We start from the raw sequence: 17,888 nt of genomic DNA, 5'->3' as shown, positions 1-17,888 counted from the left end.
CGCCCGGCACCCCTCAGCGGCGGCGGTAGCAGAGATCGAAGATCAGGCGGCCTGCCTCGTGGGCCTTCGACTCGAAGCTGGTCCGGATCCTGCCCTCGAAGCGGGGAGCCCAGCCGCCCGTTTCATCCACGCCTTCGTTGGGACCGGTGTGCTCCGTGCTCACCGGTGCGCGTCCCTCGCGGACGGGGGCGCCGCCCACCACCGATTCGACGCCGGACTGCCACACCTGGGTGAGCGGGCTTTCGGGTCCGCGGCGCTCTCCGGTGTGCAGGTTCTCGAAGTCCGCTGAGCCTGCCATGACGTCCCGGACGTGGACGGCATAGTTGGACCAGTCGGTGGCGATCCGGAACAGGCCGCCGGGCTTCAGCGCCCGGGCCGCCAGCTTGGCGAACTCCGGCTGGATGAGCCGGCGTTTGTGATGCCGCGACTTATGCCAGGGATCGGGGAAAAAGACCCACAGTTCGCTGACCGAGCCTTCGGGCAGCATGGTTGCCAGCACCTCCGGGGCATTTGCCTCCACCACCCGGACGTTGTCCAGGCCGCGGCTGTTGATCTTGATGATCGTGTTGGCCAAGCCCGGGGTGTAGACCTCGACGGCCAGGAAGTTGGTGTCCGGGTTCTGTTCGGCCGCATGGCAGATGGCGTCGCCAAGGCCGGAGCCGATTTCGACGATAAGCGGGGCCTCCCGGCCGAACTCTGCGGCGGCGTCGAAGGTGTAGTCGGGGTGGACCGAGGTGTTGGCCACGTGACGTGGAACGTTGACGGCCCAGCGCTCGGCGTGCTCTGCCCAGGCAGCCTGCCGCCGGCCCTGCAGCCTGGTGCCGCGGCGCACGAAGCTGACAGGCCGGCCGCCGTAGGTGCCAAAGGAGGCCTGGGTCCCGGGCGTAACGGGCCTGGGGACATGCGGCTGCTGGGGGTTTTCAGGGGATTCGCTCATCCCTTCCAGAATAGCGCCGCGGGGGCAGCGGAAGATCAGGGCGGTCAGAACAGGCCAATAGCGTCGAGTGCCGGGCCCAAGGCCAGGGCGAAGACCAGGCCGCAGATGCAGAGGGAAACTGCCGCGGCAGACCAGTTGCCCGATCCCCGCGGGGACCCCTTCAGGGCGGGCAGTGCCAGCCGCAGCGCCAGTACGGCGAAGAGGAGAGGCAGGCTGAACAGCACCATGGGGGTTACCCACGGCCTTGGGGACGGCCCTTCGTCCGGGTAGGTCATCAACATGGCGAACATGGACAGCGGCCCGGTGAGGAACATGCTCGCTGGGGCAAGAATCGCCAGGACCAGGCTGTTCGTTCCCTTGTTGCCTGGCCCTGCATTTCCTGTTCCTCCGTTGCCTGTTCCTCCGTTGCCTGGCCCTCCATTGCCGTGCATGCCCGGGGGCAGGGGAGGGTGGGGGTCCTGTGATGGCGTCGTTTCCATGATGCTCCCTCAAGTTGGTGCGGCTTGTTGGTCCAGCCATTTGCCGGCCTGCGGCTGCTTACAACCTATGAAGCTGCAGGGGGTGCGGGAAGGTACCCGGCGTCGTATGTGGAAAACTCCCGGCGGCGCTTCCCTGCAAGAATGGGCGCATGACGGACGCAACGAATGCCGAAGCGAAGAAGCAGCGGCGGGGGGATGCCTCCGGCGACGCCCGGGGAAGGGCCCGGACAGGCAGCAGCGTGGTGGACACCAGCACCCTCGTGGACGCAGAAATCGATGAGCTTCCGGCAGCGGAGCCCACCCGGGTGGGCAGCCGCCGTGCCCTTGCCTATCTGGGGGTGTGCCTGGTCCTGATCGGACTGAACCTGCGCAGCGTCTTTTCCAGCCTTTCCGCGGTCCTTCCGGAGGTGACCTCGCAGGCAGCGCTGCCGGGTTGGTCCGTGGTGGTGCTGACCACCGTTCCCGTCACCCTGCTGGGTGTGTTCGCGCCGCTTGCGCCGGTCCTGGCCCGCCGGTTCGGTGCGGAGCGGGTGCTGCTGGGGGCCATGGCCCTGCTGACCGCGGGGCTGCTGCTGCGGCCAGTGGACACCGGTGCTGCCCTGGGCGGCGCCGGCCACCTGCCTGCCCTCCTGGTGGGCACGGCAGCCTGCGGCGCGGCCATCGCATTGTGCAACGTGCTTCTTCCGGGCCTGGTGAAGCGCGACTTCCCGCACCGGCTGGGACTTATGGGCGGCCTCTACACCACCGCGATTTGCGCCTCCGCCGCGCTCGGTGCCGGCTTTACCTACCCGTTCTACACCGCGACGGGGGAGTGGACCAGGGCGCTGTGGGTCTGGGCGGTGCCCGCCGCCGTCGTCCTTCTGTTGTTCCTTCCCGTGGCCGTTCGGCAGGGGACCGTCCGGCACCAGGCGGTCAGGGACGGGGTCAACGTGTGGCGCTCACCCGTTGCCTGGCAGGTGACCATCTTCATGGTGCTGCAGGCCATGATGTCCTTCAGCGGCTTCGCCTGGCTGGCCCCCATCCTCCGCGAGAGGGGTGTTGACGGGGCCACCGCGGGGCTGATCGTTGCCGTGTGCATCGTGCTGCAGATGCTGGGTTCCCTGTTCGCCCCCGCACTGGCCGCCAGGTTCCGGGACCAGCGCGCCATCAACACGGTGGTGGCGCTGATGACCGGCAGCGGGTTCGTGCTGAGCATCCTGGGCCCGCTGGACCTGGTCTGGGTGTGGGCCGGGCTGCTGGGGCTGGGGCAGGGAAGCCTTACCGCCTGCGCGCTGACCCTGATCATGCTCCGCACGCGCGACGGGCATACCGCCGCGCATCTTTCGGGCATGATGCAGGGTGTTGGCTACGGGGTGGGCTCCACGGGAACCCTCATGGTGGGCCAGCTGCACCAGGCCACCGGGTCCTTCATTCCCGCCGGAGTCCTGTTCATGGTGGTCGGCCTGCTCGCGGCGGTCTTCGGCTACCGCTCCGGCCGGGACCGGTACGTGGGCTAGGGAACGCTGTGCGCGACTCCACCCTCCCGGCCGCCCATCCCGCCACCGGGATCTTCCGGCCCCCGTACTTCTGGGTCACCATCGGCACCTGCGCCCTGGTGTTCCTGGCCGCCTTCGAATCCCTTGCCGTGACCACCATCATGCCCCTGGTCAGCCGGGAACTGAACGGCGGAAGCCTCTACGCCCTGGCCTTTGCGGGACCCCTGGCAACCGGCGTGATCGGCATGGTGGGCGCGGGCAACTGGTCCGACCGCCGCGGCCCGGCCATGCCGCTCTACACCTCCGTGGCACTGTTCGTGGCCGGCCTGCTGATCGCGGGCACCTCAAGCTCCATGCCCGTGCTGGTTGCCGGCCGGCTGGTCCAGGGGCTCGGCGGCGGCGCCCTCACCGTGGCGCTTTACGTGCTGGTGGCGCGGTTCTTTCCCGGGCCGCTGCACCCCAGGATCTTCGCCGCATTCTCGGCCGCCTGGGTGGTTCCCTCGCTGGTGGGGCCCTTCGCCGCCGGCGTCGTGGCCCAGGTCTTCAGCTGGCACTGGGTGTTTCTGGGTGTGGTTGGCCTGGTCATTCCGGCGCTGGCAATGATCGCCCCGGTACTGCGGGGGCTTGCAGAGCGCGAAAAGACAGGAGCGCCGGATAACACTGCTCCGCCCTGGGCCCCCGGACGCCTGGGGTGGGCGGCGCTGGCCGCGCTCGCCGTGCTGGGCCTGAACCTTTCCGCCGACGTCAGCATCCCCGCTTTTCCCGCCGCCACGGCACTCCTGGCGTCCGCCGCCGTCGTCCTTGCCTTGGTGGCTGTCCGGCCCCTGGTGCCCGCCGGTACCCTCACAGCCCGCCGCGGGCTGCCGAGCGTGATCCTGGCGCGGGGCCTCGCCTCGGCGTCGTTCTTCGGCGCCGAGGTCTATCTGCCCTACCTGCTGATCGACCGGTACGAATTCCCGCCCACCCTGGCGGGCCTGACCCTCACCGGGGGTGCGCTGGCCTGGGCCGGTGCCGCCGCTGTCCAGGGCCGGCTGGGCTCCCGGCTCCCGGATCTCCGCGCCGTCCGGGTGGGGTCGCTCATGGTCCTGGCGGCCGTGCTCCTGGCCCTGGCCACCACCGCGCTGCACTGGCCGGCCGCCGTCGCCATCGCCGGCTGGGTCCTGGCGGGCGGCGGCATGGGCCTGCTCTACCCGCGCCTGAGCGTGATGACCCTGGCGCTGTCCACCAAGGAGAACGAAGGCTTCAACAGCTCCGCCATGTCCATCTCCGATTCCCTCGGCGGGGCATTGTCGCTCGCCACCACAGGGCTCGTCTTCGCGGCCTTTACGACGGCGGCCCAGTCCTTCGCGGGCGTCTTCGCCTTCACCGCGGCCATCGGCGTCGCCGCGGCACTGGTGGCACCCCGCGTCACCGCCGGGAAGCCCGCGGGGAACTAGGGCAGGCGGGTGGCGCGCAGGACGACGTCGGCAATGGTCGCCTCCTGCCCCTCCGGCCCGGTCACCGGCCGCTCCCTGCTGGTGAGGACCTCGATCTGCCACCCGGGGCCGTTGAGCTTCAGTTCGCGGACCACGTCATCACCCGTGTAGAACATGTCCAGGTGCTGGTGGTGGTCGTTGCCCCAGGGCGGCAGCCGGTGCGGGTGGTGGCCCACCACCAGCAGGGTTCCGCCGGGCTTGACGGCGGAGGCAGCCGTGCGCAGCGGGATCCGCCAGTCCAGTTCCTGGGAATGCAGGAACTGGGACGTCACCAGGTCATAGGAAGTGCCGGGTTGCCACTGCGTCAGGTCCGCCAGTTGCCAGGTGATCCGGCTGGCGATGTCGCCATTGGACGCGCGTACGCTTTCCCGCGCCAGCTCCGCCAGTTCGTGGGAATGCGCCCGTTCCAGGGCGACGGCGGAAACGTCGACGGCGGTCACGGACCAGCCCTGCTGGGCAAGCCAAATGGCGTCGGCGCCTTCGCCGCATCCCAGTTCCAGCGCCTTGCCCGGACGCAGTCCGCCGGCTTCCCGGACCAGCTGCGGGTTCGGCTTTCCGCTCCAAAGCCGCGCCTTGGTGCGGTACCGCTCGTCCCATGCCGCTGCGGGATCGATGCCGCCGCCGCCCCCTTCCGGCGCGCCGCCGCCGTCGTTCCCGTGATGCCGGTGGGTCTCCTCGTGCTGCGTCTCCTGGCGTCGGCCCGGCTGTTCGCTCATGCCTCAACAGTGCCCCGCCGGAGCCCCGAAGGCAACGCCGGGGTCGGTTACAGGGCCGCGGGGTGCTAGACTGGAGGAACTTGATGTGCAGTGATGCCGCCTGCTCCTGATCTGGAGAACCTTTCCAGGGAGTGGGCTTTCTTCATGTGAGAGGCACATCCTGCGTCGATGAACGCGTTCCATTTGGTCCCTGCCGGCTGTCCTTATTTGCAGCGGCACGGTTGATCACCTGACTTTTCTTCGGCGAACCCCTGGTCCAACCGGCATCGGGGGCCGATATCCGCATGGATACCGCCTGAAAGACCGTAAAAACTACATGACAACTTTTGCTGCCCTCGGTACTCCCAAGGCCCTTGCAGACACCCTTTCCGCCCAGGGAATTGTTGAACCGTTCCCCATCCAGGTGAAGACCCTTCCGGACACGCTGTCCGGTCGTGACGTCCTGGGCCGCGGCCGGACCGGATCCGGCAAGACCATCGCTTTCGCCATCCCGCTTGTAGCAAGACTCGCTGAGCGGGAAGCCAAGCACTTCCGCAAACCCGGCCGCCCCATGGGCCTGGTCCTGGCACCCACCCGTGAACTGGCAACCCAGATCAACGCCACCATCGAGCCGCTGGCCAAGGCCGCCGGCCTGAACACCACCGTGATCTACGGCGGCATCTCCCAGGCCCGCCAGGAAAAGGCGCTGCGTGCCGGCGTCGACATCGTCATCGCCTGCCCGGGCCGCCTGGAGGACCTGATCCGCCAGCGCATCCTGACCCTGGAGGCAGTGGAGATCACGGTCCTGGACGAGGCCGACCACATGGCCGACCTCGGCTTCCTGCCCGTGGTCAAGAAGCTCATGGACATGACCCCCAGCCAGGGCCAGCGCCTGCTCTTCTCCGCCACCCTGGACAACGGCGTGGACAAGATCGTCCAGCGCTACCTGTCCAACCCGCTCACCCACTCTGTGGACGACCCGCAGGCCGCGGTGACCACCATGGAGCACCACGTGCTGGTGGTCAACGACCAGACCGTCAAGAAGCAGCTGATCGTTGAGCTCGCTTCGGGTGCCGGCCGCCGCGTCCTGTTCATGCGGACCAAGCACCACGCCCGCAAGCTGGCCAAGACCTTGACCGACGCCGGCATCCCCGCCGTCGACCTGCACGGCAACCTGTCGCAGAACGCCCGCGACCGCAACCTCGCCGAGTTCTCCAACGGGGACGTCCGCGTCCTGGTGGCCACCGACGTCGCTGCCCGCGGTGTCCACGTCGACGACGTCGAACTGGTCATCCACGTGGACCCGCCCACCGAGCACAAGGCGTACCTGCACCGTTCCGGCCGCACCGCGCGTGCCGGCTCCGACGGCACCGTGGTCACGCTGACCCTCCCGGAGCAGCAGTCCGACGTCAAGAAACTCATGAAGGCTGCCGGCGTCGACGTGAACTTTGAGCGCGTCACGGCAAACTCCCCGCTCGTGGCCGACCTGGTGGGCGAGATCGCCGACAAGGTCGACCCCCGCACCCGCGCCGCTCTGATGGCCGCCAAGGCTCCCCGCCAGGGCGGCGGCACCTCCACCGGTGCCAATGCTGAGCGCAAGCGTGCACGCCGCCAGGCTGCACCGTCTGCCGGTGGGCGCGGCGGCCGGGGCGGACGCGGCAAGGTTTCGGCCGAACCGGCCCGCACCGATGTTCCCCGCGCCGAGCGCCGGGCCGTGGCCTTCGAGGGCCGCACGGAAGCCCGCGCGGCATTCGACCGCAATGCCGAGCAAAATGAGGACCGCGCGGTGGCAGCAGCCGCTGCCCGCCGCAACGCCCGTGGCCGTGGTACCGCTTCGACCCACCGCAACGACGTCCCCGCAGCAGGTGGCCGCTCATCGGCCGGCCGCGGTTCGGACGGCCGTGCAGCAGAGGGCCGGGGCGATTCCCGGATCACCCGCAGCGACGCACCGCGCGGCGGCACCGGCCGTCCGGCTTCAGGCGGACGCCCCGCCGGCGGCGGCCAGCGCAGCGGCCGCCCCGCAACCGGCCAGCGTGCAGCAGCGGGGGCATCCGGCCAGCGCTCAGGTGCGGGTGCAACCGGCGGCAGCAAGGCTGTCTGGTCCTCCAACACCGGTGGAACCTCCGGCGGCTCCTACAGTGCAGGCAATGGCGGCGGCTCCGGCCGTCCGGCCCGCAGCGGCCCGCGCCGCGCGTCCGCCCCGGCGTCGAACGAACGCCGCGGCCGCTAGCCAATGAACTAGCCAATGAAAATGGCGGGCTCAACCACACGGTTGAGCCCGCCTTTTTTGTATTTGACGTACCTACCAGCCGCGGGCGCGCCACTCTTCCAGATGCGGCCGCTCGGCGCCCAGCGTGGTGGGCTTGCCGTGCCCCGGGTGCACCACGGCGCTGTCCGGGTAGGCGTTGAACAGCCGCTCCGTGACATCGGACAGGAGCTGGGTGAACCGGCCGGGATCCTTCTGCGTGTTGCCCACTCCGCCCGGGAACAGCGAGTCGCCGGAGAAGATGTGGGCGGGGCCGTCCGGATCCTGGTAGACAAAAGCGATCGAGCCGGGCGTGTGCCCGCGCAGGTGCACGGCGGTCACGTCGAAGCCGTCGAAATTGCCGACGTCCCCGTGGCCAAGCCGCACGTCCACGGGAACCGGCAACGCATCGGCGTCGTCCGCTCCGGCGGCTGTCCGCGCGCCGGTGGCCTCCACCAGCCCCTTGAGCGCCCGGACATGGTCCCAGTGCTGGTGCGTGGTTGCGACCAGCGCCAGGCGCGGAGTGGCCGATGTGTCGGCAGCGCCGTCCGCGAGCAGCTGCCGGATGGCAGGGAGATCGTCAGCGGCGTCAATCAGCAGCTGTGCCCCGCTTTCCTTGGCGGTCAGCAGGTACACGTTGTTGTCCATCGCACTGACGGAGATGCTGCGGATGGTCAGGGCCGGCAGGTCGTAGCGAAGTGATTCCATGGGCTTTGGTCCAGCCACGGGCTACAGGTCCAGCGGCAGGGTGGTCGAGTAGACCTGCTTGGATGGCGGCGCGGCCAGGACCTCATGCAGCGCGCTCTTGCCTTCCGGTGTTCTCCGCCAGGCGGCGTAGTCGTCATGGTCCTGCGTGGTGGCCCAGGTTTCCACCACCAGGATGTGGCAGGGGTCGGCGTCATCCACCAGCGCTTCGATGCCCTGGTTGCCGGGCCACGCCCGGGTGGCGGCCAGCGTTTCGGACAGGTACTTCGCGGCGTTCTCGCGGTGGGCGGGGTCGATCTGGACTTCGAAGTGGACGATGGCAGGCATGGGGCTCCTTGGGTTGGGTGAGGGACGGGTTTTTGGAGAGCGGCTTTATTCCCGGCCTTCGGACACCCAGGCGGGGTCCGCTGAACGGGAGCCGACGACGGCGTCCGACGCTGCGTCGAGGGCCTCCAGGTGCGCCGGGGTGAGGTCCAGGGCAAGCGCGCCAAGGTTTTCGTCGATGCGTGCGGCCTTGCGGGTGCCGGGAATGGGGACGACCGGCAGGCCGAGCCGCTTGCCCTGGGCGAGCAGCCAGGCCAGGGCCACCTGCGCCGGCGTGGCGGCCAGCTGGTCCGCCACGGCCCGGACGGCGTCCACCACCGCCTGGTTGGCGCTTGCGGCGTCCGGCGCAAAGCGGGGGATGTTCCGCCGGAAGTCCTTCTCGCCCAGGCTTGCGGTATCGACGGTTCCGGTGAGGAATCCGCGGCCCAGCGGCGAGTAGGGGACGAATCCCACTCCCAGGGCGGCTGCGGCGGGAACAACATTGCGTTCCACGTCCCGGCTCCAGATGGACCATTCGCTCTGGACCGCGGCGATCGGGTGGACCGCTGCCGCGTCCTGCAGCTCCTGCGCCGTCACTTCTGACAGGCCCAGGTGCTTGACCTTGCCCTGCTGGACCAGTTCCGCCATGGCGCCCACGGTTTCCTCGATGGGCACCCTGACGTCCCGGCGGTGCATGTAGTACAGGTCGATGGCGTCGGTGCCCAGCCGCTGCAGGCTCCGCTCAACCGCCTGGTGCACGTACCCGGCGTCGCCACGGATGTCCGTGTAGCCGTCAGTCGGCGTGCCCACCAGCGCGAACTTGGTGGCCAGCTGGACCTCGCCCCGCCGGTCCTTGAGCAGCCGGGAAATCAGTTCCTCGTTGCTGCCGCCGCCGTAGATGTCCGCGGTGTCGATGAAGCTGACGCCGGCGTCAACGGCGTGATGCAGTGTCCGCAGTGCCTCGGCGGGGTCAACCTCGCCGTATACGGGGGTAAGGGCCATGCCCCCGAATCCAAGGGGGCTGACGGCCAGGCCGTCGCCAAGCTGGACGGTGCCGCGGCGGTCGGTGGGTGCGTTTGCCATGGGTGCTCCTGTTCGTTTCCTGCTCTTGGAATTGGTTGTCTAAAGCCAGGGGATGATGCGGTCCGCGGCCGGGCGGGTGGCCTGGATCAGCCGGGCATTTGCTTCATCGGGTCCGCCGGCCCAGGCCACCGCAGCCTCCCGGTCCATCCCGAAGGATACGTGCCGGTCCACCAGCCGCTGCAGCCGCAGCGCGGGCGGGGTCTCGAGGAACCAGACCTGGTCCAGTTGCGCCCGTACCTCCTTCCACGGTTCCTGGTCCGCCAGCAGGTAGTTGCCCTCCGTGATGACCAGCGGGACGTCCGCCGGCACGGCAATGGAGGCCGCCACCGGCTCGTCCAGGGCGCGGCGGAACTCCGGTGCGTAGACGACGGCCTCGTCCCGGCGCACCAGGCGTTGCAGCAGCGAAAGGTACCCGCCGGCGTCGAACGTATCAATGGCGCCTTTACGCTGCCGCAGCGGGGTCCCCTCGATGATGGCGTTGCCCAGGTGGAAACCGTCCATGGGAACCACAACCGACATTCCCGGGCCGAACTGCTCCTGCAGCCAGGCGGCAAAGGTGGACTTCCCGGAGCCCGGCGCCCCGGCGATGCCCAGGATGGTCCGCGTTCCGGGCGCTACCCGGTGCCGCAGGGCGTCCAAGGCGTCAGTGATCTCGGGGGAGTCCATGGCAAAAGCCTAACCGCCGGGATCAGCGGCGGCTCGACTCCACGGGATAGTCAGCGGCGGCGTGGTCCCTGGCCGGCAGCGCCTTGAGGCCGGCCGCGCAGCCCACGATGCCTGCGATGAACAGCAGTTTCACCACGCTGAACGGTTCCACCCCGGTGGCCATCGCCCAGCCCACCGTCAATGCGGCGCCAATGCCCACCCAGATGGCGTAGGCGGTGCCGAGCGGAATGCTGCGGATGGACATGCCCAGGCCCAGCATGCTCAGGGCGGCCGTGACGGCGAAGACGAGCGTGGGCAGCGGCCTGCTGAAACCGTCGGACAAGCCCAGCGCCGTGGCCCACACGGCTTCCAGGACAGCGGAGGCCAGGAGCACCAGCCAGGGAAGCGGGCGCTTCATCATTACGCCACCACCTTCAGGCCAACCACGCACGCGGCGATGCCGGACAGCAGCAGCAGGCGCGCCGCCGTCGGACGTTCAACCTTGCTGGCCATCGCATAGGCGGAGGTCAGGACCACGCCCACCCCCACCCAAACCGCGTAGGCAGTGCCGGTGGGAATGGACTGCATGGCCACGGCCAGTCCGCCGGTGCTGGCGGCAACGGCCACAAGGAACAGGGCGGCAGGGGCCACGCGCCGGCGGCCGGAAGCCCGGGAGGCGTTGTGCAGGGCGGCTGCCCAGACGGCCTCCAGCGCGCCGGAAAGAAGAAGGATTAACCACGCCATGACCAGATCCTTTGGCCAGTCTTGTCGCGTGCCGGGTACTGAACCGTCGTCCGGAGGCTCGGGGTGGAGCCTTGGATCCCAGCGTAGCAACGCACGACGGCGGGCGGCCACGTTGGTGCCCAACCTCACCACCCGCGGTGGCCGGCCGGATCAACCGGCGCTCTCAGCCGGCGCGTTGCGCCAGCAGCTGTTCCACCCGCTCCGGCGCGTAGAGGCTCTCCTCCACCAGCCGGCACAGGCCCACTGCGGTGGCCTTCCGGCTGTCAGCAGGGACGATCTCCAGATCCACCAGCGAGGGTTCGAAGGCATCGGCCAGGATTTGCTGCCGGCAGGCCTGCAGGAAACCAGGGAGGACCCCCACCAGCCCCCCCACCGCCACCCGGCCGGGGTTCAGCGTTCCCACGATGGCGGCGAGGACGCGTCCGAGCACCCTTCCGGCGTCTGCGACTGCGGCACGGACGTCCGGATCGTCGTCGGCCGCGTCAACGAGCCGCCGCAGCGACCCGTAATGCGCAAATTGCGGGGCGGCAAGCAGCGCGCGCCCGGAGGCCACCGCCGCAAGGCAGCCGTCCCTGCCGCACCGGCACCGGCAGCCGGCGGCTTCCGGGATGCGCACATGCCCGATGTCACCGGCGGCCCCGTGGGCGCCGCGCACCAACGAGCCCCGGACAATGATGCCGGAGCCGATCCCGGTGCTGACCTTCACCGCGACGAGGGAGTCGAGCGGGCCGCGGACCTCCCCCACCGCCATTGACCGGGTGTCGTTTTCCAGCAGGACCGGGCAGTCGAGCCTGGATTCCATGGCCTCCTGCAAAAGCTGCAGGTCCCAATGGGCAAGGACGGTCCGCTCCAGGCCCAGGCGGTGGAGGGGGTCAACGGGGGCGGGCAGTCCCACTCCTGCCCCTACGGGTTGCCGGCCGTCCAGCAGCCGCAGCGCCTCACCCACCACCTGGTCCACCACCACCTCCTGCGCATTCCCGATCTCCACAGGGATGCGGACGGAAGCCACCACCTCCCTGCTCAGGGACAGGAGATGGATTCCGGCGTGCGTATGGCCGATTTCCAGGCACACCACCAGCTTGTCGCGGTCATCGAACCGGAGGGAGCGGGGCGGCCGGCCCCGCTGGGCGCGCAGGGGAGTGGACTCGTAGACAAGGCCCGCCGCGAAAAGTGCATCGAGCCGCTCGTAGAGGGTGGATCGCGCCATTCCGGTGATCTCCAGCAGGTCCGCCCGGCTGTACCCCGCGGTGTTGGAGCGCAGGAGCTGGAGAAGATGCCCGGCGCTGGTGGCCGGCCCCGGCGACGGCTGGGCGGTCTCGCCCACCAGCGACCTCTGCTCCGTCATGCGGCAGGCTTCCTTTCCACTGCGGGCGCGGGTATGGCCCGTCCATCATTGACGCGATCTGTATCACACAATTATGATCGATCATCAGACAAAATACCTAGCAGCCCTTCACCCCAGGAGGCTCTAATGTCCGTTTCCGCCCACCACGACGTCAGCCGGCGAGCATTGCTGAAGGGGGGCCTGACGGTTTTGGCGGCCGGTCCGGTCCTTGCAGCCTGCGGGGTGAATACCAGCGGGAGCGGAGGCAAGGGTTCGGTCAGCTTCCTCTCCACGCAGTTCTCCCCGGTGGAGGAACGCCAGAAGTACGAGGCCACGCTCAAGAAATTCGCGGGGGACATCAGCGTGGCCTACAACCCCGTTGACACGGGCGTATTCAACACCACGCTGAAATCCCAGCTGGCAGCGGGGAAAGTCGAGGTGGGAATCGCAGGCGGACTGCACGGTGACCTGGCCCCCTTCGCCTCGCAGCTTGAGGATCTCAGCTCGCTCATGAACGACCTCTCCTCGGCGGGCTACTCCAAGGACGTGACCGAGCTGGCCAAGCTGGGCACCGACGTCCCCCGGTACATCCCCTGGATCCAGGCCACCTACGTGCTGGCCATCAACAAGAAGGCGCTGCAGTGGCTGCCGTCGGGAGCTGACGTCAACAAGCTCACCTACGACCAGTACCTTGCGTGGGCCAAGGCCGCCAAGGACGCCAACGGCCGGCCCGTCTTCGGCCTTCCCGCCGGCCCCAAGGGACTCCACCACCGCTTCTACCAGGGCTTCCTGCTGCCCAGCTTCACGGGCGGCCAAATCACCACCTTCCGCAACCAGGACGCCGTCAGCGCCTGGACGTACATGCGCGAGCTTTGGGCCAACACGAATCCGGCGTCCACCAACTACGACTTCATGCAGGAACCGCTGGCCAACGGCGAGGTCCTGGTGGCCTGGGACCACGTGGCGCGCCTCATCACGGCCGTCAAGGACAAGCCGGACGACTGGCAGATGGTTCCGGCCCCGTCCGGGCCCAAGGGCAGGGGCTACCTCCTGATCGTGGGTGGCATGGCAGTGCCGAAGGGTTCCCCGGAGAAGGACAAAGCCTTTGAGCTCATCAAGGCCCTGTCCAAGCCCGAGGCGCAGATCGAGACACTGAAATCCAACGCATTCTTCCCTGTGGTGAAGACGGACATCGGCGGCGACCTGCCAGGCGGCATCGCCCTTGAAGCGAAGGCCGTCAAGGCGCAGCAGGAGGCTTCCGACGCCCTGCTCGCCCTGCCGCCCGTGGGCCTGGGCGACAAGGACCCCCAGGTCTCCCAGCTGTTCAAGAACTGCTTCCAGGAGATCTGCCTGAACAACTCGGACGTCAAGGCCACGCTGGACAAGCAGGGCGCGGAACTGGCCAAGATCATGGACACCCTCAACGTCCCGTGCTGGGCGCCGGATCCCAAGACATCCCCCTGCAAGGTCGCGTGATGGCCGCACCGGACGCGCCGGCGGCAGCCAGGCCGCACGTTCCCCCTGCGGGGCCCAAGGTCCGTGCCCCCAGGAGGAGGGGAAGCTCCGCGGCCCTGCTCCTGATCGCCCCGTCGATCGTGTTCATGACGCTGCTCTTTGGCTGGCCGATGGTCAGCGGCGTCCTGCAGGCATTCGGCGGCCCCGAAGGCTTGACGACGGCCAACTTCACCCGGATGTCCCAAGACCCGTACTTCTGGTCCTCGGTGGGCAACACCCTCCTGCTCATCGTGGTGATGATCCCCATCCAGTTCGTCCTCGCCCTGGCGATGGCCCTGCTGATCCGGGCCAAGCCCCGGGGGGCGTCTGCCTACTTCTACATCTGGGCCATCCCGCTCGCGGTCAGCGACCTCGCCGCCGGCCTGGTGTGGCTGACGGTCTTCACGGACCGCGGCTACCTCAACTCGCTCCTTGCATCCATGGGCCAGCAGCCCGTCTCCTGGCTCGCCTATGACAACTACCCCTCCATGTTCGCGGCGGTGCTCATTGCGGAGGTGTGGCGTGCCACGTCGCTGGTGTTCGTGATTGTCGTGGCCGGCCTGCAGTCCATTCCCAAGGATTACGAGGAAGCTGCCGGGGTCTTCGGGGCCAGCTTCTGGAACCGGCTGTGGCACGTGACCCTGCCGCTGCTGCGTCCCAGCCTGCAAACAGCGTTGATCCTGAGGACCATCCTGGCCTTCCAGACATTCGCCGTTGCCCTTGCCCTCACCGGCCAGAACTTTCCGCTGGTGGTGGGCGAGACCTACCGCTGGTACACAGGCCTGCAGGATCCCAACGTGGCATCGGCGCTGGCGCTGGTGGTCATGTTCGTCTCCATGGTCACGGCCGTGGGCTACCTGAAACTCCTGAGGGACCAGACGGAGGCGGCGCGATGAGCCATGCAACGACGGCCAGGACCACTGCCGGTGCCGACCGGCCCGAACCCGCGGTGGACCGCCGGCCCCTGGCCCGGCAGCGCCGCAACCGGGTGCTCCTCCAGGTGGCCTGCATCCTGATCACGCTCTTCATGGCACTGCCCATCTACCTGATCGCCCTGGCCGCGATGTCCAGCCGGCAATCGCTGCAGAAGTTCCCGCTCAGCTTCATCCCGGACAACTTCTCCACCGAGACCATGCAGACCTTCCTGCAGTCCACCGGCATCCTGGGCGGCCTCATCAACTCCGTCCAGGTGGGCGTGTTCACGCTTGTGCTGTCGCTGCTCATCGGCGTTCCGGCAGGATACGCCGTGGCGCGCTTTGCCTTCCGGGGCAGGGAGCCGTACCAGCTCTTCCTGCTGTTCACCCGCGCCCTGCCGATCGTGGTGCTGTCCGTGCCGCTGGCCCAGCTCTTCCTGCAGACGGGGCTGTACGACAGTGCGCTCGCCGTCGTCCTGCTCCACTCGGCGCTGGCCCTGCCCACCACCATCCTGATTACGGCCTCGGTGTTCCTCGGTGTTCCGCGGGACGTGGAGGAAGCGGCGCGGATCTTCGGCTGCAGCCCGGTGCAGGCCTTCCTCAAAGTGGTGCTGCCCATGGCCATACCCGGCATCGCGGCGGCCTCGATCTTCACGTTCGTCATGTCCTGGAACGAGGTCCTGGGCGCGTCGATCCTGACCCTGAACCAGCGCACCCTCCCTGCCCAGGTCCTCAGCTCCCTCGCCGAATCGCCACTTGCCTACCGCTTCGCCGGCGGCTTCCTGCTGGTTGTCCCGGCCCTGGTCTTCATCTTCTTCATGCGCCGCTACCTCACCAACATGTGGGGCTCCACCATCCGCTGATTGCGTCCCAGAGAGGCCGTCCCATGGCTGACATCTCCATCAAGGGTCTGCACAAGACCTACCCGGGCAGCACCGAGCTGGCCACGAACAACGTCTCCCTCGAGGTTGCCGAGGGCGAGTTCATGGTGCTGCTGGGACCCTCCGGCTGCGGGAAGACCACCCTGCTGCGCATGGTGGCGGGCCTGGACTTCCCGGACCAGGGCAGCATCTCCATCGGCGGGAGGGACGTGACCTACCTGCCCCCGCAGGACCGCAACCTGTCCATGGTCTTCCAGTCCTACGCCGTCTTCCCGCACCGGAACGTCCGCACCAACATCGCGTTTGGGCTGATGATGAAGAAGGTCCGCCGGGAAGAGCTGGAGCGGAAGGTGAAATGGGCGGCGGACCTGCTGCAGCTGAGCCCGTACCTGGACCGCTACCCCGCCAACCTCTCCGGCGGCCAGCGGCAGCGTGTCGCCGTGGCCCGGGCCATTGTCATGGACGCCGATGTGCTGCTGATGGATGAGCCCCTGTCCAACCTGGATGCCCTTCTTCGCCTCGACTTCCGCGCCGAGTTGAAGAAGATCGTCCAGCAGCTCGGTTCCACCACGCTGTACGTCACCCACGACCAGGTGGAGGCGATGAGCCTCTCGGACCGGGTGGCGGTGATGAAGAAGGGCCAGATCGCCCAGCTCGGCCACCCGATCACGGTGTACGAGGAGCCGGCCGACCGCTTTGTGGGCGGTTTCATCGGATCCCCGCCCATGAATTTCCTGGACGGCCGGATCACCCCGCAAGGTGGCCTGGAAGTGGGCGGCCAGAGCATCGCGGCGCCCGAATTCCTGGCCCGGGCAGCGGCCCGTACCGGCGGCACGGCGGTCATGGTGGGCATCCGGGCCGAGAACATTTCGCTGGAGCAGCGGGGCGCGGAGGGTTCCCTGGATGCGGCCGTGGAGGTGGTGGAACCGCTCGGACACGCCACCTTGCTGACCGTAGACCTGGGTGGGCAGACCGTCAAGGTCCAGGTTCCCTCAACAGCGCGGGTTTCGGCGGGGGACACGGTGGGACTGCGTTTCGAGCAAAGCGCCCTCCGCTTTTTCGACACGGAAACCCAGTTGGGGCTGACGGCGTGAGCGCGGAAGCGGACGCGACTGGTTTTCCGCTTCGGGACCTGGCGGACATGAGGCAGCGGGCCAGGGATGTCCTGGCCGCCAATGACCTGGGCACCATGGTCACCGCCGCACCGAATCTCTACCCGCACATGTGGAGCTGGGACGCGGCCTTCGTGGCCACCGGCCTGTCCACGGTGAGCGTGGCCCGGGCGCTGCAGGAGCTGGACTACCTTCTCGCGGCGCAGTGGAAAAGCGGGATGATTCCGCACATCGTGTTCTCCGACGTCCCCGGCTACTTCCCGGACGTGGAGCGGTGGGGAACGCGCGGAGCATCGCCCGAGGGGGTGCAGTCCAGCGGCATCTGCCAGCCGCCCGTCCACGCGACGCTGCTGCGCCGCATCGTGGAGCGCGCGACGGCGGCGGGCGGCGAGGACGCCCGGCTCGCCGAAGAGTTCACCCGGCGGACGCTGCCCCAGTGGATCCGCTGGCATGCGTGGCTGCGCACCAGCCGCGGTGGCGACGGCTCGGGCCTGCTCACGATCTACCATGGCTGGGAGTCCGGCATGGATAACTCGCCGCGGTTCGACGGACCATACTCCAGGGTCCATCCCGGGCCGATGGAGCCCTTTGTCCGGACGGACACGCAAAAGGTCACCGACCGGAGCCAGCGGCCCAGCGACGAGGAATACAGCCGCTACCTCTGGCTGGTGCAGCAGATGGCCGATGTCCGGTTTGACGACGCCCGGCTGCCCGAAGTGATGGACTTCCAGGTCAAGGACGTCTTCATGTCGGCGATCTTCGCCGCGGCCAACGAGGACCTGGCCGTGTTGGCTGAACACATCGGCCTGCGCGGGGATGTGGCCCGGTTGCGCGAGTGGGCGGTGGAGTTCCGGGAGGGCGTGGACGCCACCGTGGATGACCAAACCGGGCTGGCGCGGGACCGCGATGTGCTGGCCGGTGAATGGATCGGGTTGCCCACGATGGCCGGGTTCGCGCCGCTCATCTCCACGGCGGATGACTCCCTGTTGCGGCGGCAGCTGGACATCTTCGAAGGACCGGACTGGACAGGCGACCCGCGCCTGGCCTTCCCGCTGCCGGCATCAACCTCCACCACTTATGAGGGCCTCAAACCCCGGCAGTACTGGCGCGGACCGGTCTGGCCGGTGATGAACTGGTTCCTGGCGGGCTGCCTGCGCAGGCGCGGCGACGGGGAACGGTACCTGCGGCTGCGGGACGCTTCCCTTGCCCAGCTGATGGAGGGCCATTTCGCCGAGTACTACGAACCGTTTACCGGCGAGCCGCTTGGCAGCATGGACCAGTCCTGGACGGCGGCCGTTGCCCTGGAATGGCTCGCCGATCCTGACGCCGGCTGACCCGTGGAGGCGCCGCCGTCGTCCCTTCCAGTAACCGCACCAC

The 17,888-nt window shown here is 68.6% G+C and carries 18 protein-coding genes and 1 riboswitch; of the genes, 8 read left to right on the top strand and 10 right to left on the bottom strand.

The features are described 5' to 3' along the window. Positions 1-13 precede the first annotated feature (13 nt). Together trmB and LDO14_RS18425 are read right to left on the bottom strand one after the other, a co-directional pair. Positions 14-937 carry a tRNA (guanosine(46)-N7)-methyltransferase TrmB gene (gene trmB / locus LDO14_RS18430; RefSeq protein ID WP_018770074.1) on the bottom strand — a complete coding sequence of 308 codons (924 nt, stop codon included), beginning with the start codon at positions 935-937 and terminating at the stop codon, positions 14-16. Between the two features lie 44 nt (positions 938-981). Next, on the bottom strand, positions 982-1,416 hold the full coding sequence (locus LDO14_RS18425) for a hypothetical protein (RefSeq protein ID WP_223992842.1): 435 nt from the start codon (positions 1,414-1,416) through the stop codon (positions 982-984). 149 nt (positions 1,417-1,565) lie between these two features. Between LDO14_RS18425 and LDO14_RS18420 the strand changes: the two genes are divergently transcribed. Together LDO14_RS18420 and LDO14_RS18415 are read left to right on the top strand one after the other, a co-directional pair. Next, on the top strand, positions 1,566-2,912 hold the full coding sequence (locus LDO14_RS18420; RefSeq protein ID WP_208324273.1) for an MFS transporter: 1,347 nt from the start codon (positions 1,566-1,568) through the stop codon (positions 2,910-2,912). Positions 2,913-2,920: 8 nt separating this feature from the next. Then, complete coding sequence (locus tag LDO14_RS18415; protein WP_018770077.1) at positions 2,921-4,327, top strand: MFS transporter; 1,407 nt, start codon at positions 2,921-2,923, stop codon at positions 4,325-4,327. On the opposite strand, the gene LDO14_RS18410 is transcribed toward LDO14_RS18415, so the two are convergent. Then, complete coding sequence (locus LDO14_RS18410) at positions 4,324-5,082, bottom strand: class I SAM-dependent methyltransferase (RefSeq protein ID WP_223992840.1); 759 nt, start codon at positions 5,080-5,082, stop codon at positions 4,324-4,326. The genes LDO14_RS18415 and LDO14_RS18410 overlap by 4 nt on opposite strands. A gap of 316 nt (positions 5,083-5,398) precedes the next feature. On the opposite strand from LDO14_RS18410, the gene LDO14_RS18405 reads away from it, so the two are divergent. Beyond that, the gene (locus LDO14_RS18405) at positions 5,399-7,291 is read left to right on the top strand and encodes a DEAD/DEAH box helicase (RefSeq protein WP_018770079.1); all 1,893 of its coding nucleotides are present in this window, start codon (positions 5,399-5,401) and stop codon (positions 7,289-7,291) included. A gap of 72 nt (positions 7,292-7,363) precedes the next feature. On the opposite strand, the gene LDO14_RS18400 is transcribed toward LDO14_RS18405, so the two are convergent. The 7 genes from LDO14_RS18400 to LDO14_RS18370 all read right to left on the bottom strand — a co-directional run bounded on the left by LDO14_RS18400 (position 7,364) and on the right by LDO14_RS18370 (position 12,131). Beyond that, positions 7,364-8,014, bottom strand: coding sequence for an MBL fold metallo-hydrolase (locus LDO14_RS18400; RefSeq protein WP_223992838.1), 651 nt, complete (start codon positions 8,012-8,014; stop codon positions 7,364-7,366). Positions 8,015-8,035: 21 nt separating this feature from the next. Then, the gene (locus tag LDO14_RS18395; RefSeq protein WP_018770081.1) at positions 8,036-8,338 is read right to left on the bottom strand and encodes an antibiotic biosynthesis monooxygenase; all 303 of its coding nucleotides are present in this window, start codon (positions 8,336-8,338) and stop codon (positions 8,036-8,038) included. 45 nt (positions 8,339-8,383) lie between these two features. Continuing rightward, positions 8,384-9,397: an aldo/keto reductase gene (locus LDO14_RS18390; RefSeq protein WP_018770082.1), complete on the bottom strand. Its 1,014-nt coding sequence runs from the start codon at positions 9,395-9,397 to the stop codon at positions 8,384-8,386. A 39-nt stretch (positions 9,398-9,436) separates the two neighbouring features. Next, entirely contained in the window at positions 9,437-10,063 is a 627-nt protein-coding gene (locus LDO14_RS18385; protein ID WP_223992837.1) for a nucleoside/nucleotide kinase family protein, read from the bottom strand. A 22-nt stretch (positions 10,064-10,085) separates the two neighbouring features. After that, the gene (locus LDO14_RS18380; RefSeq protein WP_142074152.1) at positions 10,086-10,463 is read right to left on the bottom strand and encodes a multidrug efflux SMR transporter; all 378 of its coding nucleotides are present in this window, start codon (positions 10,461-10,463) and stop codon (positions 10,086-10,088) included. Next, on the bottom strand, positions 10,463-10,786 hold the full coding sequence (locus tag LDO14_RS18375) for an SMR family transporter (RefSeq protein WP_056391785.1): 324 nt from the start codon (positions 10,784-10,786) through the stop codon (positions 10,463-10,465). The genes LDO14_RS18380 and LDO14_RS18375 overlap by 1 nt, the downstream gene beginning before the upstream one ends. A 10-nt stretch (positions 10,787-10,796) precedes the next feature. Continuing rightward, a riboswitch (guanidine-III (ykkC-III) riboswitch) is annotated at positions 10,797-10,861 on the bottom strand. Positions 10,862-10,949: 88 nt separating this feature from the next. After that, positions 10,950-12,131, bottom strand: a complete 1,182-nt coding sequence (locus tag LDO14_RS18370; protein WP_223992836.1) for an ROK family transcriptional regulator — start codon at positions 12,129-12,131, stop codon at positions 10,950-10,952. 126 nt (positions 12,132-12,257) lie between these two features. Here LDO14_RS18370 and LDO14_RS18365 point away from each other — a divergent pair, with 126 nt between their 5' ends. From LDO14_RS18365 to LDO14_RS18345, 5 genes are read left to right on the top strand one after another with little or no spacing between them, the layout of a single operon-like run. Next, positions 12,258-13,586 carry an ABC transporter substrate-binding protein gene (locus tag LDO14_RS18365; protein WP_018772145.1) on the top strand — a complete coding sequence of 443 codons (1,329 nt, stop codon included), beginning with the start codon at positions 12,258-12,260 and terminating at the stop codon, positions 13,584-13,586. Continuing rightward, the gene (locus tag LDO14_RS18360; protein ID WP_018772144.1) at positions 13,586-14,500 is read left to right on the top strand and encodes a sugar ABC transporter permease; all 915 of its coding nucleotides are present in this window, start codon (positions 13,586-13,588) and stop codon (positions 14,498-14,500) included. Before LDO14_RS18365 ends, LDO14_RS18360 begins: the two co-directional genes overlap by 1 nt. Then, positions 14,497-15,381: a carbohydrate ABC transporter permease gene (locus tag LDO14_RS18355; protein ID WP_018772143.1), complete on the top strand. Its 885-nt coding sequence runs from the start codon at positions 14,497-14,499 to the stop codon at positions 15,379-15,381. The genes LDO14_RS18360 and LDO14_RS18355 overlap by 4 nt, the downstream gene beginning before the upstream one ends. 23 nt (positions 15,382-15,404) lie before the next feature. Next, a complete protein-coding gene (locus tag LDO14_RS18350; protein ID WP_223992835.1) occupies positions 15,405-16,493 on the top strand; it encodes an ABC transporter ATP-binding protein in 1,089 nt (362 codons plus the stop codon). Further along, complete coding sequence (locus tag LDO14_RS18345; protein ID WP_144600156.1) at positions 16,490-17,845, top strand: glycogen debranching protein; 1,356 nt, start codon at positions 16,490-16,492, stop codon at positions 17,843-17,845. The genes LDO14_RS18350 and LDO14_RS18345 overlap by 4 nt, the downstream gene beginning before the upstream one ends. Positions 17,846-17,888 lie beyond the last annotated feature (43 nt).

This window comes from Arthrobacter sp. NicSoilB11 (assembly GCF_019977375.1).
Taxonomy (GTDB): Bacteria; Actinomycetota; Actinomycetes; order Actinomycetales; family Micrococcaceae; genus Arthrobacter.
This window is presented reverse-complemented; position numbering and strand designations above follow the sequence as displayed.